Origin of the sequence: Cupriavidus consociatus (assembly GCF_017814975.1) — a bacterium.
GTDB classification, from domain to species: domain Bacteria; phylum Pseudomonadota; class Gammaproteobacteria; order Burkholderiales; family Burkholderiaceae; genus Cupriavidus; species Cupriavidus consociatus.
In genome coordinates this window covers 185841-201433 of sequence record NZ_JAGIQA010000015.1, presented here as the reverse complement: position 1 = coordinate 201433, position 15593 = coordinate 185841, and the positions used below count along the sequence as shown (strand labels likewise).

Below are 15593 nucleotides of genomic sequence, written 5' to 3'. Positions count from 1 at the left end.
CCAAGGAGTTCAGCATGAAAGAGACGACAAGCGTGGCATTCGCGGATGCCGGAAAGCGGCAGCAAGGCGGGCTGGAACGCCTGGCGATACGGGTGACCGACTGGTCCGAGCGGTGGTTCCCCGACTCGTACATTTTCGCGGCCATCGCCGTGGTGGTGGTGGCGTTGGGCGCCATGATGGTGGGCGCGCCAGCGCCAGCCGTGGCGAAGGCCTTTGGCGACGGGTTCTGGAGCCTGATTCCTTTCACCATGCAGATGGCCGTGGTCGCGATCGCCGGCTACGTGGTAGCGGCGTCGCCGCCGGCAGCCATGCTGATCGAACGCCTGGCGGCCCTGCCGCGAACTGCGCGCGGGGCCGTCGCTTTCGTGGCAATGGTGAGCCTGTCGACGTCGCTGCTCAACTGGGCGATCAGCCTGATCTTTAGTGGCTTGCTGGTGCGCGCCATTGCCAGGCGGCGCGGGTTCCGTGTCGACTACAGGGCAGCCAGCGCTGCAGCCTACCTGGGCATGGGGGCAACCTGGGCACTCGGTCTCAGTTCCTCCGCCGCGCAACTGCAGGCCAATCCCGCCAGCCTGCCCAAGTCGCTATTGGATATAACCGGGGTTATCCCGTTCTCCGATACGATTTTTCTTTGGCAATCCATGGCGATGACCGCCGTGCTGATCGTCGTGTCCCTGGCGGTGGCGTACTTCTCGGCCCCGACCGAAGCGCGTGCCCGCACCGCGGCTGATATGGGGGTTGACCTGAACGACGCCGATGACGTTGTCGCGCGGCCATCCCGGCCGGGCGAATGGTTGGAATACAGTCCGATCCTGACGTTGATTCTGGTCGCGATGGGCGCGAGCTGGCTTTACCAGGAGTTTTCCGCAAAGGACCCGATCCTCGCCATTTCGAATCTGAATACCTACAACTTCCTGTTCCTGCTGCTCGGCATGCTGCTGAACTGGCGCCCGAAGCGCTTCCTGCGCGCCGTCGCGAGGTCAGTGCCATCCACAGCCGGCGTCCTGATTCAGTTTCCACTGTACGGAGGCATCGCCTATATCCTGACCAAGGCAACCGGCGGCGACGGCATCACGCTGTCGCACCATCTGGCGTCAGCCTTTGTCTCGATGGCGACCACGGAGTCGTTCTCGGCGGTCATGGGCGTGTATTCTGCTGTGCTCGGCTTCTTCGTGCCGTCCGGCGGCGGCAAGTGGATCATCGAGGCGCCTTACGTGATGCAGGCCGCCAACGAGCTGAAAGTCCACCTTGGGTGGGCGGTACAGGTTTACAACGCCGCCGAAGCGCTGCCGAACCTGATCAATCCTTTCTGGATGCTGCCGTTGCTCGGTGTGCTCGGCATCCGGGCCAAGGACGTCGTCGGCTTCACCTTCACCCAGTTGCTGGTGCATACGCCGCTGGTACTGTTCATGTTATGGGCCTTCGCCGCGACACTTTCCTACCATCCTCCGGTAATGCCCTGAGGCGGCACCAGCGTTTGAAGGTTGTACATAGCAAGGTCAGATCGTGGGTCAAGATCGATGGAAGCCATCTCGCATTCCAGGTGACTTAGTTGCCGCAAAAACGAAGTCAGGAAGAGCGCCCCGTTTTTTGCGACGCCCGCGCGCTGGGGGCGCACTGACCTTGCCCCAAAGTCGCAGGGGCCGCCCGATTCAGCACGGTCACCGCGGAGGAACGTATTTTGCTTATTGGAGCGGCACAGCCCTACAAAGTGTTTCGTCGAGGTAGGCCGTCGCTACTCCGGGAAAAAGCAATGTAAGAGCATTTTGTCGCATTGCAGTTAGGGTGTTACGGATGTTTAACGCCAGGGTAAATTGAAGTGAAGACCGAACAGAAAGGTGATGAAATCGCCGGGCGCGCAGTTCGGCCCTGCCAGCGTCGCAAAGCATTAACGGAAATCCGTAACCTGAAGACGGCGCAATCACCGCACCGATATGTGCGCGGCAATGCGGCCAAGTTTCCAGATATTGGCGTTCATGGATGCCGATAAGGTCGACGATACAACTCCATAACCAGGACGGTGCTTCAATCCTTTTTGCATCATTGTCGGCGTTGGGCACTGGGTGGTTTCGCCCCTGAGAGCCACTAGGCAGCCACCACATCCCGCAGGGCAGCCAGCAACGAGATAACATCAAGACATGATGCATTGATGCCACGCCCCCACGAAGGAGGATATGCCAGTCAGAACATAGGTAGGCAATATCGCTTCTGCCGGGTGCATTCACCCATCCGGCTTTCGCGTGGCCCGCTCCGCGTAGCGGGCATTTTTTTTCGGGGATCACTATGCAAGCGCGAATCATTCGCGTTCTGCCTGCGGAACACGGTTGGGCGCTGGAGCTTGCGACCCTCAACATGGCGCCCCAGAGATTTCGAACGATGGAGGCGGCAATCGCTGCAGGTTGGTCCTTGGCTATACGAGAAAAGGCCGACTTGCATATTCATCGCCATGATGGCGATGTCCGGCTACGTAGCGCAGACATAGCGCCGGAGTAAGTCACCCGTGGCGGCCCAACTCCTCGAATGCAATCTACGACCTCCGATATCTGGACCAATCCCAGCTGACCAAGTGGCAGGCGGCGCCTTTCTTCTCCGCTGAGGGAGGGATAGCAGCGTTCAAAAGATCTGAGCCCCAAGCTGGTCAACCAGCGCTGCCGGATCGACCTCCGGCACCTCGAATTCCAAATCGTCCAGCGACACGTCGAAAGGCTCTCCTTCGCGATAGGTGATCGGGAATCGCACGCCGAACTCGAGGCCGGAGCCAAGCTCTACGGCAGCGAGTTCGAAGCGCTCATCGTACAGGCTGGCTCCGAGGGCGGTGACAGCTACGTAGCCGGAAACGTCGAAGCGGAAGGTGGGTTGGGCGTGCAGGGCCGCTTCGGCGTCGATGGCGAGACCCTGGGAGGGCATCCAGTCAATGTGGATGCCGGCTTCGGCGGCGCCAGCGATCCCTAGGGTGCCGCCGATTTCGAGCCCGCCAGTGGCGCTGGCGCCGGTGATGCCGAGTCCGATGCCGGCGCGGGCGCCGAGGCGCAGGCCCGCCTGGGCGGGGACGTTGAGGTGCGCGTCCCCTGTGACATGGGTATTTTCCTCGTGCGACGGGTTGTATTCGATGCCGATCCTGAGCTGGTCGATGGCGCCGGGGCCGATGCTGGCGTTGGCGCTGAGGTTGCCACCGACTTCGGCAACGATGCCGGGGATGATCGGGATCTGGGTCGAGAGTCCGAAGAGGCGTTTGTCGTATTCGAGCCTGGAAAAGATCTCGAGCTGGTTCGGTAGCGCGATTTCGCCCGAGACGGTGATTTCGCCGTTGGGGTCGAGGCGGATGCCGGCGGTGCCTTGCAGCCAGGGAGCGATCTGGATGGTGGCGGAGCCGCTGCCGTAGACGATGATCGGCGCGTCGGGGGCAGCGTCGCCGCTGGGACGGCCATCTTCGCCGATGCTGCGGTTGGTGGCGCCGACGGTGACCTGGCCCGATAGCATGCCGCGAGCGAAGGCGCCGCTGAACTGGGCGTCGAAGGCGCCGTCGTCGTAAGTGACGGTGAGTTCGGAGTCGACGCCCGGGATCGCGGGTTGGGCGGTGCCCGTCGCAGAGACTTTCCAGTCGCCTTCGTCTTTCTTGCATTCGACACGGATGGAGCCGGAGCGGATCGCGGGGTTGGCGGCGAGTGCGATGTCGCCCGCGATCGTGAGACCGTTCTCGCCCTGGTTGATGGAAATGCCGGCTTCCTTGACGCCGGGGACCGAGAGTTCCGCGCTGCCGGTGAAGCTCCATGCGCCTTCGGTGACGCTGACGGTCGCGGTGGCACTCTTGATGCCGCGGATCTTGTCGGGGGTGTCGATGCCGATCGTGCCTTCGGCGCCGAGCGCGCCGCCGCGCCACCATGCGCGGACGCGGGCGCGATCAAAGAGGGAGCGCTCGAAGGTGAAGCCGCCTTCGAACTGGACGCCGCCGGCAGTCGAGACGGAGGCGGCGAGTTCGCCGCTGCCCGCACCCTCGATCGAGAAAAAGACTTGGCCGCCGAGGCCCAGCCCGCGGGTGGTCGAGTAGAAGACGCTGACGTAGGCGTCGTCGATGGTCGTGCGCGGGATCGGCAGGCTGATCTGCTCGGGCCCGTAGTCGAGTGAGAAGCTGAGGTCCCGGCCACGCAGGCGCACGGTGACCGGGGCATTCAGGATAGGGATCGACGGGGTGAGTTCACCATCGGCGGAGATTTCACCGTCCTCGGCGGAGACGCTGGTGAAGCTGACCGGGCTCAGGTGGCGGTAGGTGACGTTGAGCGCGGGCATCGCGCTGGGGTAGCCACGGTACTCGCCATCGCCGGAGAGCGAGATCGTGACGGCCGGGGTCTCCGGCTGCCAGTCGGCGGGGAGATCCCATTCGGCGGCAAGCGAGCCGACAGGGCCGCTTGGGGTGCCCGCGGTGTCGCTGAGGTTGATCGCGGTGATGCGCAGCCCGGCGAGCGCGCGCGCATGGGCCGTGCCAATGGCGGGTGCGGAGCCGGGGCTATGGCGAAAGCGACCGACGGTGATGCCGCCAGGGCCGGAGGTGAGGATGAATTCGCCGGCCGTGCCCTGGGCGACGCCATCTTCGGTCGCATTTGGCGGGCTCGCGGTACGCAGCGGTTCGGCTTCTTCGATCTCGGTCTTTGTCCACCATGCGGAGGCACCGGCGGCGGAGCCTGCGCCGGTGGCGGCAGCACTGCTGAAGACAACGTCATGCTGGCGCAGCACGGCGCCGCGGTCGGGCTTGGGGTCGAAGGTGTCGAGGTAGGCGTCGACTTTTCTGTAGATGCCGCTGCGGATCGTGCCACCGGAGCTGCTGTTCGACGGCTGGTCGAGGAGCTCCATGTTCTGCACGCTGTTGCCGACGCCCGAGCCCATCTGGCCGGAGACTTGCAGCTCGACGATGTGGTCGACCTGGAACTGCGGAATCGCGCGGCCGTTGCGGTCCCAGGCGGGGATCCGGAGCAGCGTCTGCAGCTCTGAAATCCTTTTGGACGTGAGGCGTGCGCCGCGGTGGGGCTTCAGGCGCACGCGGCCGCTGTCGTCGGCGGGGACCGGGATGTTGCGTTCGCCGAGCCTGGTGCGGACGGCGTCGGCGGGGACCTCGAGCTGGTTCCACACGGTGCGCTGGTTGGCGCCGTCGCGGCCGTAGCCCTTGATGCGTTTGAGGTTGCCGGCCGAGGCGAGGCCGCTGTAGAGCGGCAGGTGGCGCGCCTTGACGGCCGGGATCTCCAGGCGTTCGAGGGCGGTGAGTGCCGCGGGCGTGCGGTCGGTTTCGTGGAAGCGGGTGTCGAGATTCGGGTCGACGGCGCGCGCGAGCACCGCGGCGGCCTGGCCATCCTGTTGCACGACATGCGTGAGCTCGTGGGCTAGCAGATGCAGGCCTGCGGTGGTGTCGGGAGCCCACGCGCCGGGAGCAAGGTAAACATCGCGGCCGGAGGTGAAGGCGCGGGCATTGAGGCCGGTGGTCAGGCGGGCGGCTTCGGCATCGGTATGGATGCGCACGTCCGCAAAATCGCGGCCGAAGTGGCCTTCGAGGGTACCGCGGGCGTCCTTGGGGATGGGTTCGCCGCGGCCGCGGCGGGCGTCGACGCGGCCGGCGGCGTAGGCAGGTAGTTGCGACGCGGGCGATGTGAAAGCGCCGGCTTCGGCGGCAGCAGGCGAACCCGGGGCGGCAGCGAGCGACGAGGCTGACGACGTGGCTGACGAAGGTAACGGCCCGCCCGCGGCGGCGCTGCCTGGCGCGGTGCGCGGGGCGCTTGTGGGCGTGGGGTCGGGTACGGTGAGCGGAGCCACGGCGTTGGCGTGCTGTTCGGCTTCGCGCTCGATGCCTTCGCCGGGCTGACTGACGCGTGCCGGCGGTTGCGCATAGGCGGGCAAGGCCGGCGGCGGCGCGGGGGTCGCGGCAGGCGAGTTGCCTTGTGCGCGCGTTTCGGCGTTGCGCGAGGCAGCACGCGGTGTTTCGGGCGCCGGGCGTTCGCTCGGCCGGCGCGCGAATTTAGGCGACGTCGCTTCCATTGTCGCTGCCGGGCACAGGGCTCGTCGGCGGGGTGCCGGGCGTTGGCGGATTCGGGGTCGGAGTCGGCCAGTCCCCTTTCGGCGAGGGGACGCCGCATTCCATCGCAACTTGCCACTTCGGCTTGTGCAGGCCCAGCGACCATGGCGATTGGGCAGTGATGGTCGTGAGCGCGTAGTGGAAGGTCGAGTAGTGCTGCGGCCGGACTTCGGTGCCGAAGGACATGATGCCGCCGTTGTGTTCCTTGATCGCGCCGGGCAGATGGACGCCGTTGGCGTCGGTCATCGCCTTGGTCATCGCGTCGTGGTCGACCGGATCGCCGATGTTGGTGCCGCCGGTGACGTATTCGTCATCGACGCCGAAGGCATGTCCCCATTCGTGCGCGGCGGTGATCATGCGTTCGCGACCGTCAACCACAAGGTCCGCGCGCTGGTCGGTGGCGAGTCTCGGCTGCGTCTGGTCGGCCTCGGTTTCGCCGCGCGGCGTGATCGTGACACGCGTTGCGGTGTTCGCGAAGCCGTTGCTGGCGAGATGGTCGCGCACGGCGTTGGCGCGCCGCTCGGAAAGGTCGAGGTTGTATTTTTCGTCGCCGGAAGCGCTCGTGTGACCGACGATCTCGACGCGCACTTCCTGGTGCGCGGCGTTGCCGACCGCGCCGTTGAAGCGCGCGATGAAGGCGTTGAGCTTCCCGACCCAGGTGCCCGTCAGCGCATCCGAGTTGAAGCCAAACTCGACCGATTCACGCAGCAGGTCGTATTCCTTCGGCCCGGTGGTCGTGCTCGCCAGCCGCATCGTCTGGTCGCGCGGGTCGGTGGTGCTACCCGGGCCGACTTCGTGCGAGATGTCGAAGCTGCGCAGACTCTCGCCGGGGGGCGTCTTGTAGATCTCCGCCGTCATGTGGTCGCCGGCGGCTTTCGCGCGTTGTCCGATGTCGAGCGTCACCTTCACGTCGGCGCCCAGCCAGGTCCAGCGCGGCTTGTTGAGGAAGAAGCTGTGCTTGCCGCCCCATGTGGATTCGATCAGCGTCTTCAGGTTGGTGAGCCAGGGGCCCTGCTCCGCGGGCGTCCATTGGTAGCGCGACAGCAGCGCGTTGCGTACGAGTGCGACCGGGATCCCGTTGATGCGGTTGGCGAGCGCGGTGATCTCCGGCGTCGCCGGAAGGTCCGGATGCGGGGCGACGACCCCGGCGTTTTGCACCAGCATGTCCTTGAATTCGGCGGCGACGCCCTGCTTGAGGTCGAGCACGCCCTCGCCTTCGGCCGGGTCGCTGCGGTACTGGGCATCGAAGCCGCCAAATCCCGCCGCGCCGATGATGCCTTGCGGTGCGGCTGGGTAGGGGCCGGCCCCGGCCCATTTTTCGGATTCGTCGAGTTCCTTGCGGCAGCCGGCCATGGGATCGGCGGGGGCACCGCCGTCACCGAAGAGGTCGTCCCAGAAGTCGCGCTGCAGCTTGGGCGCCGCGCTCTGCGGGCCGCCTGCGGCCTGCTGGCCGACGTGGGTAAGCTCGTGGGCGAGAAGTTCGAGGCCGGCGTCGGTGCCGGGGGCGTAGCTGCCGGCGGAGAAATAGATATCGTTGCCCACCGTGAAGGCGCGGGCATGCATCTCGACGCACATCGCGTCGGCCTCTGCATCGGTATGGATGCGTACCACCGAGAGGTCGCGGCCGAGTTGGGCTTCGAGTTGTGCGCGCAGATCGGGCGGCAGCGTAGCGCCCTGCCCTCGCGTTGCGGCGATGCGTTGTTCGGTCCTCGCGGGGGCCGCCTTGCCGGCGAGTTCGTCGGCGCCCCCGGTCCCTCCACCATCTGCCTTCTCGGCGCCGGCCTTCGACGGTGTGCCGGACGACGTCGGAGTTTTTTCTTCGGTGGCCGCGGTGCGCATCAGCTTCGGCGACAGTACCTCCTTCTTCGGCGGCGTGATCGCGGGTTCGAGACTCCCGCGCGGCCCGGCGCCGGCGCAGGCGGGGCATTTCGCAGCAGGCGTGGATGGGGCTGCCGGCGAACGCATCGCGCGGCGCACCTGGCCGGCGACCTGATCGGCTTCCTGCTCGGCGGCGTCCTGGGGATGACTCACGGCGAGCTTGGCCTGCAGGTATCCCGGCGTGCCAGCGGGCGGCTTTGCAGGCCCCGCTCCTTCGGGCCTGGTGTTCGCGCCCGCAGCGTCGCCTGCTTGCTCTTGGCCAGCCGGCTTTTCCGGCATGGCGGCGGGGGCCTTCTGCGCTGCCGCGGGCGGTGGTGCGGCCTTGCGGCGCAGCGTGGCGCCGGGGGTGAGGCTGCTCATTGCGGCACCCGTGCGTGCATCAGTTGCGGCGGCGGCGTGCGTCCGATCTTGCGGTATTCCTCGATCAGCGCGGCCACCAGCGGTTCGGCGGCGATGGGGCGTGTCGGCTGGCCGTCGTCGGCCGCTGCGGGGTCGAGCGCTGCCGCCTGCAGCACGGCATTGCGTATATGCCCGCCGGGCAGCGTGCAATAGCTCGCGAGCTGGCGGCACAGGGCGGCGTCGGGCGAACGCTGGCCGAGGTGAGACTGCCAGATGCGCAGGCGCTCGGCGACACCCGGCGGCGGAAATTCGATGATCGCGTCGAAGCGGCGCGTGAAGGCACTGTCGATGCGTCCACGGTTGTTGCTCGTCAGGACAACGATGCCTGGGTGCTGTTCGATACGCGTCAGCAGGAAGTTCGTGAGCATGTTGGCGTAGCGTTCGCCGGTTTCCTTGCCTTCCCCGCGGCGTCCGAAGAGGGCGTCGGCCTCGTCGAGCAGGAGGATCACGTCGAGGGCTGCCGCCTCGTCGAGGAGGCGGCCCAGGTTCTTCTCGGACTCGCCGATGTACTTGTTCATCACGGCCGACAGGTCAACGCGAAACAGCGGCGCACCGAGCAGTGTCGCGAGCCGGCTGGCGGCGAGCGTCTTGCCAGCGCCGCTTTCTCCGCAGAACAAGGCCCGCACGCCCGGCGTGGGGTCAGCGAGGCTCGCGCCGAGGCCATCGCATAGTTGCTCGCGCTGGCGGCAACGGGCGACGAGCGCATCGAAGCGGGAGAGGAGCTCGTCGGGCAGCACGAGTTCGTCGGGGCCGACCTCGCGGGCGACGGGCTGGGCGAGCTGGCGCAGGCGTTCGCTGCCGAAGCCGGCGCGCGCGCGGCGCAGGTGAGCGAGGCCCGGCGTCTCACCGCGCACGCGGGCATCGAGCCGCACCCGCTCGGCGAGCGAATGCACGGTCGGGCCGTCGAGGAGCGCGTGGCCGGCGAAATCGTCGCACAATGCCGGATCGCACGCCCCACCAACGCCCAGGGCCTCGTCGTTCGCTGCCATGGCGGCGCGCCAGGCGCTGCGGCGTTCGTGTGGGGCGAGCGGCGGCAGGTCAATCTCGATCAGCGCCGGGGCTTCGATCGCGCCGTCGCGGCCGGTGACGATCAGGAGGGGGACGGCGAGGGCCGGGTGCGTGGGCAGTGCATGGCTCTCGCCGGGGCCGAGGTCCAGCGCGAGCACCGGCAGCCAACCGGCGTAGCGGCAGGCGGCGGCGAGTGCCGGCCGGTGCGTCCAGGTGCCGGCCTCCATCTGCAGCGGCGGACGCCCGACTGCGGCGGCGAGCCGTGCGGCGGCGGCGAAACCGGCGGCACGGGCGCCGCGGAGCACGACGTGGCGCGTGACCCCGCCGCGCAGCATACCCGCAAGCGATGGGAGCTGGTCGCAGAAGCCCGTCGGCAGCACCGCGTCGCCAACCGGCAGCGGTGCGGTGCCGCGCCAGGCGCTAGTGTCGCCGCACAGCAGCGCCCACAGCTCGGGCACGATCGCGAGGTTACGCGTGGGCATCGGGCCGTCGCCGGCAAGGTCGAGGATGCCGGCGCGCACGAGGCGATGATTCGGCAGCTCGAGCGGCGCCAGCCGCGTGCCGAACAGCGCTTCGCTCAGCGCGGCGATGAGATGCAGGCCGGGGCGCAGCGCGCCGGGAGATTGCAACTCCGCGAGCGCGAGATTCAGCAGGTAGCTCGACTCGTTCTCGCCGCAGAGTGCGACCGCGAACCATTCGTGAAGCTGTAGTTGCAGGTCGGCGAGCAGGCGCCCGAGCGGGCCACGCAGTTCGGGGGCGGCACGGGCGAGTGCGCGGCAGGTGGCGTGCCAGTCGTCGCGCGGGGTGTCGAGGAGCGTGGCGAGATCATCGCCGACGTAGCTCGCCGCAAGGGCGTCGAACACCGCCGACGGTGCGCCGAGGCTTAGTTTCGCGAAATGCGCGATGCCGGCGTGCACAAAGGCGCGCGACAAGCGCGTGCCATCGAGGGGCGGAGTTGGCCGGGCGTCGGTGGTGGCGGGCGTGGCGGGCGTGGCGTGCGTGTTCATGGCGTGAAGCCTCCGCTGTCGTAATGGAATCGGACCACGCGCCCCAGCCAGGGCAGCCAGCCGGGGTCCAGGTCGAGGCCGGTGCGGCGGATGTCGAGATTCGCATCGGAGAGGCGCAAGTGGACGTCGACGTGGCTGCATGTCGCGAGAACGCGCGCCGGGCGCTCGGCGAGCGCGGCGCGCAGTGCGGCTTCGCCGTAGTGGCGCAAGGCCGCGCACTGCATGGCAGCCTGGCCGGCATCCACCGGCAGGAGGACGAGCGCGGCGGCAGGGTCGTCATCCGCTGCGAGGGCGCAGGCATCCGCGAGGAAGCCCGCGAGCGGCGGGTCGGGAGAAAAATCCAGGCTGCGGGCGAAGCGAACGAGTTCGCGCCAGCCAGCCTGGGGCTCATCGAGCATCGCGCGCCAGTCGCACAAGTCCGGCAGGTTCAGCACGTTGAGCAGGAAGAAAAGACCGCCGCCGCGGGTGTGGAAATCACGGTCCCCCGTTGCCGGGAATCGCACGGCGGGAGCCGCGCTGCAGGAGACAGTCGGGGGCGCGGAGCGGTGCGAGGGAGCGAGGCTCCGCAGCGCGTCCGGTGCGCCGCCGGTCGGCGTGGTTCCGGTCGCGGCACGTCTTGTGGCGCCGGGGATCGTGGCTGCAGCATCGCCTTGATCGGATGCGGGGGGCGTTGAGCCGACACTGCGCCCTTGCATCGGCTTTGATGCCGCGACGTCCGGCGCGGGCCGAGCCAGCGCGGGGCCTCCCCCCTGCCCTTCCTTCGCGTCGGCGCTTGTCATCGTGATGTCGGGCGTGGTGCGGGCCAGGCCATGAGCGACCTCGCGCAGCGACCGTCCGCCGCTGTCGCGGCCAAGCGCGGCCGGCGAGTTCATCCATAGCGCCAACACCGATTGCAGCACGACACGCGCTTCGGTCGGGGGCAGATCGTTGGGCAGGCCCGGCGGCGGCCGCAGCGCAATCGGGGCGGCTGGACGATGCGCGCCGGATGCGGTGCGCCACCCGGCCGCGTCGCTGTCCGGGAGCGGCTCTGCGCCATCGGCAAGCGGGTCGAGCGCGATGGCGATCGCGCGGCCCCAGCCGGTAGCGGCGGCGATCGCATGCAGCACTTCGCGCGCGGCCGGGGCGTCGAGCGTGCGCCAAAGCGCCGGAAGCGCTGCTGCGAGCGCCGGCCGTTCGAGGAGAGCCACCAATGCGAGCGTGTCTTCGCCGAGGAGTTCGGCCAACGCGGCAGCGGTCGGCTGCGCCAGAAGCGCCGCGCGGTGGCGCCACAGCCAGCGCCCTGCGGCGGTGCCGGCGAGGAGGTCGCGGACGAGGCAGGCGCGGTAGTCGAGGCGGCTACGAAAGCGCACGACATTGGCATGGTCGGCCGCAGGACTCCAGGGATCGGCGGCGTTGCGGGCGAGTTCGCCGGCGGCCACGGCAGCGCGGCCCGGCAGTTCGGCGGCAACGCCCGCGACCGCGAGGCAGCGGACCACGACAATCTCGTCGCCGACATCGGGCCAATGCATGCGGGGCAGCGCCGCAGGAAACGTCGCGCGGGCCTGTTCGACGGCGGAGGCGTCGCCACGCAACACCACCCGCCCGACGTGGATGTCGCCGGTGCTCATGGGGTAAGCGTGGCCGTTGGTTCAGGCGAGGCGAAGCCGCGAGTCGCCATTTTCTCAGCCCCGGTCTTGTCCGGTGATCAGCAGCGCGGTGTTGAGCACGATGGCGGGATTGCGCTCGACTTGCGGATCAAGGATGCTCGCGACCGAGGCGATGGTGCCCTGCTCGTCGTGGTCGTCGACCCGCAGCGTCGCGATGACGCGCTGGCCGGCGTCGAAGAGCTGCAGCAGCGTGCCCGGAGCGGCTTCGCGATTGAGCGTCAGCCGCAGCGCCTCGCCGATACGGAAGCGGCCTGGGATGGTCTTGAGGCGGCCTTGCACGAGCTGCTGCGGGTCGTCGCTCGCGGCGAGCAGCAGGCAGGCGCGCACGAGGTTGCGCATGGCCGTGCGCGCGACACCCGACGCGTCGGTGTCGATCTGGCGGAACCACCACGCGACGAGTTCGACGAGCGTGCGCACGCCGTTGAAGTCGCGTTCCTCGGCCTGGGCGAGGCCGGGCCAGCGTTCGGGGGTTTCGACCGGCAGGCGGTCGGCTTCGGCGTCGGCAGCCCAGCCGAGGCGGATCGACGGCGCGATGGTACGCAGCCGCGCGAACAGGCAGCCCGCTGCGGCGTCCAGGCGCTGGTGCAGCGCACGCGCCGGGTCGCGCAACAGCGGCGCGGGGATCGCGAGCAGGTCGCCGAGCGCGAGGATCGCACTGCCCTGGCGCTGCAGCTCGCCGAGTGCGGCGGCGTTGAAGGGGCGCGCGGCGACTTCGCGGACCAGCGCATGGTTCTGCTGCAGCAGTCCGGAGAGCCCCGGGGTGTCGGCGGCGACGATCTTGTTCACGCGTTGCATGAGCATCTGGCGACGCGTGTCGACGAGGCCGGCGAGGAGCGCACGACCGGGTAGCAAGTGACCCAGCGGGCGCAGGCTCGCCCAGTCACCGGCGGGAATGTCGAATACCGCCTGCATGAAGGGCGCGAGCGCGGCCGGCAGCGGGGTGTCGCGGTTGGCGCAGCCGGGCACGAGATCGTCAGGCGAACTCGGACGCAGGTCGAGCGGATCGGGCAGCGTGCGGCCGAGCGGGGTTTCGCGCACCTTGACGTAGAAGAGCCCACGGTGGCTTTCAATGACGCGACGGCGTTCGGCGTAGGCGGCCTCGATCTCGCGCCAATGCTCCGCGAGCAGGCGCTGCGCGACCGCGTAGTCGTCGAGCGTTTCGGCGCGGGCGCGCTCGCGCACGCCGAGCTGCCCGATCTCGGGGGGGATATCAGCCTCGAGCGCCGCGAGGCGACTACGCAGGTCTTCGAGCGCCTGCTGGTGGCGGCGCCGCAGCGTGACCAGCGCGCCGCGCAGTGCCTCGATCTGGCGGATGTCGTCGGCGACCACCGCGCCAGCGGAAAAGAGCGCCGATTCGTCGTTGTGGGCGACGCCACCGGGGCCAGGGTCGCCCGGTCGCACCAGCATGCGGTCCAGCTTCGGGCGCAACAGCAGGCCGTCGGCATTGTGCAGGTCCGGCGCGACGAAGAGGCGGAAGGCCGGAGCCTGCTTGTCGTCATCGATGGCGCCGATGCGGCGCAGTTCCTCGGGTTTCAGGTAGTCGTCGAGGAAGTCGCACACGCGGTCGATCAGCGATTTCGCCTGGTTGCGGCGCGAATTGGCGAGCGCACGCAGGTCGAGCACGTCGCGGCGCACATTCACGAAGCTGTCGCGGATCACTTCAACGTGCGACAGCATGCCTTTCGCGCTGACGGCGGCCTTGCTGAAGACGGGCTCGGTGAGCGGCTCGCTCGGTTCGGCGGCGATCTGCGCCGAACCGGCGAGCGCGGCCAGCGCCGCGGCAGAGATCGTCGCGTTGTCCTTCACGGTGACTGAGAGCTCTGTCGGCGCGTTCTCGACGAGTGTCGCCTCGACGAATCGTTGGCCGGCCACCAGCCGGTCGAAGGTGTCGGTCATGACGGATTCTCCGGGTTGTCAGTGGCGACTTTGGGCGCGAAGTTGGCTTTCGTCGTCCAGCGCACGAGCTTTGCGCCGAGGCCGTCGCCGGCGATGCCGCCCGCGAGCGTGCTGAAAGACACCGTCAGGGAATCGAGCTGCTGGCGCTGCAGGCCGAGGTAGTCATTGACCTCGTCGAGCAGGCGGAAACTCTTGTCGAGCGCGGCTTCGAGGCTGCGGATGCCGGTGCGCAGGTCTTCGCGCTGGCGGAAGAGACCGAGGTCGGGGAACTCGCTGCCCTGAACCGGCACGTAGTCTGCCGGCGGCGGATGACGGTCCGCGAGGTGGCTCGCGTAGGGTTCCGGCATCGGGCTGTCAGGGTGGTCGAGCGCCGCGCGGCGGACAGCGATGAGGTCGTCACGGTAGAGATCCGGGTCGCGCGGCGCCATCACGCGCGGCAACGGAACACGCAACGCGGCGAGCTCCTTCAGCGTGAGGTCCTTGTAGAGTTTCTGCCATTGCAGCTTCCAGTCCTGCCAGGCCTGGGCGGCGCGCTGGCCGCGGTGGAAGAGTTCGTCCTCAAGCGCGGTGTCGCGCTGCGGCAGGTCGAAGAGGTCGCGGCGGTAGTCGAGGTCGGGGATCGCGAGAAGCAGGCGGAGGCGTTCGCCGAGGCCGTGAATCAGGTCGACGCTGCCACGCGCGAGTTCGTCGGCAACGACGCCTTCGATCGTGTCGGCGGGGACCGGTGCGAGCTCGACCTGGAGGTCGCGCGGCAGGAAGGCGAGGCCAGGCGCCTTGCTGGCGGGGTCGCGCAGAAGTGCCGCGGGCAGCGGGCCGGCAGCGGGCAGGTAGTCGAGACCAAGGAGCTCGGACAGGGTCTGTGTCGGTACATCCGGCAATGGCGCGGCGTGGTCGTGCTGCCAGGCTTCGAGCGCGGCGACGGTTTGGGCGAGCAGCATGTGCGCCGCGGCGTCGGGTTCGGCGAGGAGCCGCCCGGCGCGCGGGTCGAACCACACCGGCAGTTTCCCGACGACCTTGACGAGCCCCAGCGGTACGGCGCCACTGTCGGCGCGGAACGGCGACTCGCGCAGCAGGCGGGCGCCGATCCGGTTGGCCGCGCGCGGCTGCGGCATTGCCATCAGCCGCGGACTGCCGGAGATACGCTGCAGGCCGAGCAGGCACACCGTCTCGATGCGCCGCTCGCGCAGCGGGTCGGGCTCGGTGCGTGTGCAAGGCTCCATGTCGGTCGGGTCGTCGATCGGCTCGACGGCGCTGCGGATCGTCACGAGAAAGAGGCCATCGCGCAGCGGTGCGTCCTGGTCGCGCTCGGCCTGCGCAGCCAGATCGGTCCAGGCCTGGTCGAGCGGGTAGAAGAGGCGCACAAGCTGGCCTGCCCCACCGACCGCGAGGCCGGACTGCACACGCACGCGGGTGTCCGCGCCGTTGCCAAAGAAGGCGCAGGGCAGCCCTTCGACAATGCCGGGCGCGAGACTTGCCAGGAGCGGTGCGACGCGGTCATCGACATAGGCCTGCAGGCGCTCGAATTCGCGCTCGCCCAGCGCGCGCCCGGCGAAAAGGTTCAGGCGGCGGGGGTCGTTGGGGTGCTTTTCGGGCTCATGCAGTCGGATGTCGACCGGCACGCGCGGCAACAGCGTCAGCGCCGGCCGCCGGGCCAGCGCGGCCAGCAGGCTCGGCGACAGGAAGGATGTTAGGGCCATGATG

General features: G+C 68.7%; 9 protein-coding genes. 2 read left to right on the top strand and 7 right to left on the bottom strand.

What is annotated here, in order from left to right:
• Positions 1-14 precede the first annotated feature (14 nt).
• On the top strand, positions 15-1463 hold the full coding sequence (locus tag J8I82_RS21420; RefSeq protein ID WP_209760948.1) for a short-chain fatty acid transporter: 1449 nt from the start codon (positions 15-17) through the stop codon (positions 1461-1463).
• 222 nt (positions 1464-1685) lie between these two features.
• Here J8I82_RS21420 and J8I82_RS21415 read toward each other — a convergent pair whose 3' ends face one another.
• The gene (locus tag J8I82_RS21415; RefSeq protein WP_209760915.1) at positions 1686-2060 is read right to left on the bottom strand and encodes a hypothetical protein; all 375 of its coding nucleotides are present in this window, start codon (positions 2058-2060) and stop codon (positions 1686-1688) included.
• A 223-nt stretch (positions 2061-2283) separates the two neighbouring features.
• On the opposite strand from J8I82_RS21415, the gene J8I82_RS21410 reads away from it, so the two are divergent.
• On the top strand, positions 2284-2493 hold the full coding sequence (locus tag J8I82_RS21410) for a DUF2188 domain-containing protein (protein ID WP_209760913.1): 210 nt from the start codon (positions 2284-2286) through the stop codon (positions 2491-2493).
• Between the two features lie 120 nt (positions 2494-2613).
• On the opposite strand, the gene J8I82_RS21405 is transcribed toward J8I82_RS21410, so the two are convergent.
• The 6 genes from J8I82_RS21405 to J8I82_RS21380 are packed head-to-tail and all read right to left on the bottom strand — an operon-like array spanning position 2614 to position 15589.
• Positions 2614-6021, bottom strand: coding sequence for an eCIS core domain-containing protein (locus J8I82_RS21405; protein WP_209760911.1), 3408 nt, complete (start codon positions 6019-6021; stop codon positions 2614-2616).
• Positions 6002-8296, bottom strand: coding sequence for an eCIS core domain-containing protein (locus J8I82_RS21400; RefSeq protein ID WP_209760908.1), 2295 nt, complete (start codon positions 8294-8296; stop codon positions 6002-6004). Before J8I82_RS21400 ends, J8I82_RS21405 begins: the two co-directional genes overlap by 20 nt.
• Positions 8293-10350: an ATP-binding protein gene (locus tag J8I82_RS21395; RefSeq protein WP_209760906.1), complete on the bottom strand. Its 2058-nt coding sequence runs from the start codon at positions 10348-10350 to the stop codon at positions 8293-8295. Before J8I82_RS21395 ends, J8I82_RS21400 begins: the two co-directional genes overlap by 4 nt.
• The gene (locus J8I82_RS21390; RefSeq protein WP_209760904.1) at positions 10347-11957 is read right to left on the bottom strand and encodes a serine/threonine-protein kinase; all 1611 of its coding nucleotides are present in this window, start codon (positions 11955-11957) and stop codon (positions 10347-10349) included. Before J8I82_RS21390 ends, J8I82_RS21395 begins: the two co-directional genes overlap by 4 nt.
• Before the next feature lie 54 nt (positions 11958-12011).
• Positions 12012-13892 (bottom strand): hypothetical protein, encoded by a 1881-nt coding sequence (locus J8I82_RS21385; RefSeq protein WP_209760902.1) that lies wholly within the window; start codon positions 13890-13892, stop codon positions 12012-12014.
• Entirely contained in the window at positions 13889-15589 is a 1701-nt protein-coding gene (locus J8I82_RS21380; protein WP_209760900.1) for a hypothetical protein, read from the bottom strand. Before J8I82_RS21380 ends, J8I82_RS21385 begins: the two co-directional genes overlap by 4 nt.
• Positions 15590-15593 lie beyond the last annotated feature (4 nt).

Bases quoted from the DNA above. Each gene is read 5' to 3' on its own strand.
- J8I82_RS21400 (WP_209760908.1), bottom strand. From the start codon at position 8,296: ATGAGCAGCCTCACCCCCGGCGCCACGCTGCGCCGCAAGGCCGCACCA.
- J8I82_RS21405 (WP_209760911.1), bottom strand. From the start codon at position 6,021: ATGGAAGCGACGTCGCCTAAATTCGCGCGCCGGCCGAGCGAACGCCCG.
- J8I82_RS21420 (WP_209760948.1), top strand. From the start codon at position 15: ATGAAAGAGACGACAAGCGTGGCATTCGCGGATGCCGGAAAGCGGCAG.
- J8I82_RS21390 (WP_209760904.1), bottom strand. From the start codon at position 11,957: ATGAGCACCGGCGACATCCACGTCGGGCGGGTGGTGTTGCGTGGCGAC.
- J8I82_RS21385 (WP_209760902.1), bottom strand. From the start codon at position 13,892: ATGACCGACACCTTCGACCGGCTGGTGGCCGGCCAACGATTCGTCGAG.
- J8I82_RS21410 (WP_209760913.1), top strand. From the start codon at position 2,284: ATGCAAGCGCGAATCATTCGCGTTCTGCCTGCGGAACACGGTTGGGCG.
- J8I82_RS21380 (WP_209760900.1), bottom strand. From the start codon at position 15,589: ATGGCCCTAACATCCTTCCTGTCGCCGAGCCTGCTGGCCGCGCTGGCC.
- J8I82_RS21395 (WP_209760906.1), bottom strand. From the start codon at position 10,350: ATGAACACGCACGCCACGCCCGCCACGCCCGCCACCACCGACGCCCGG.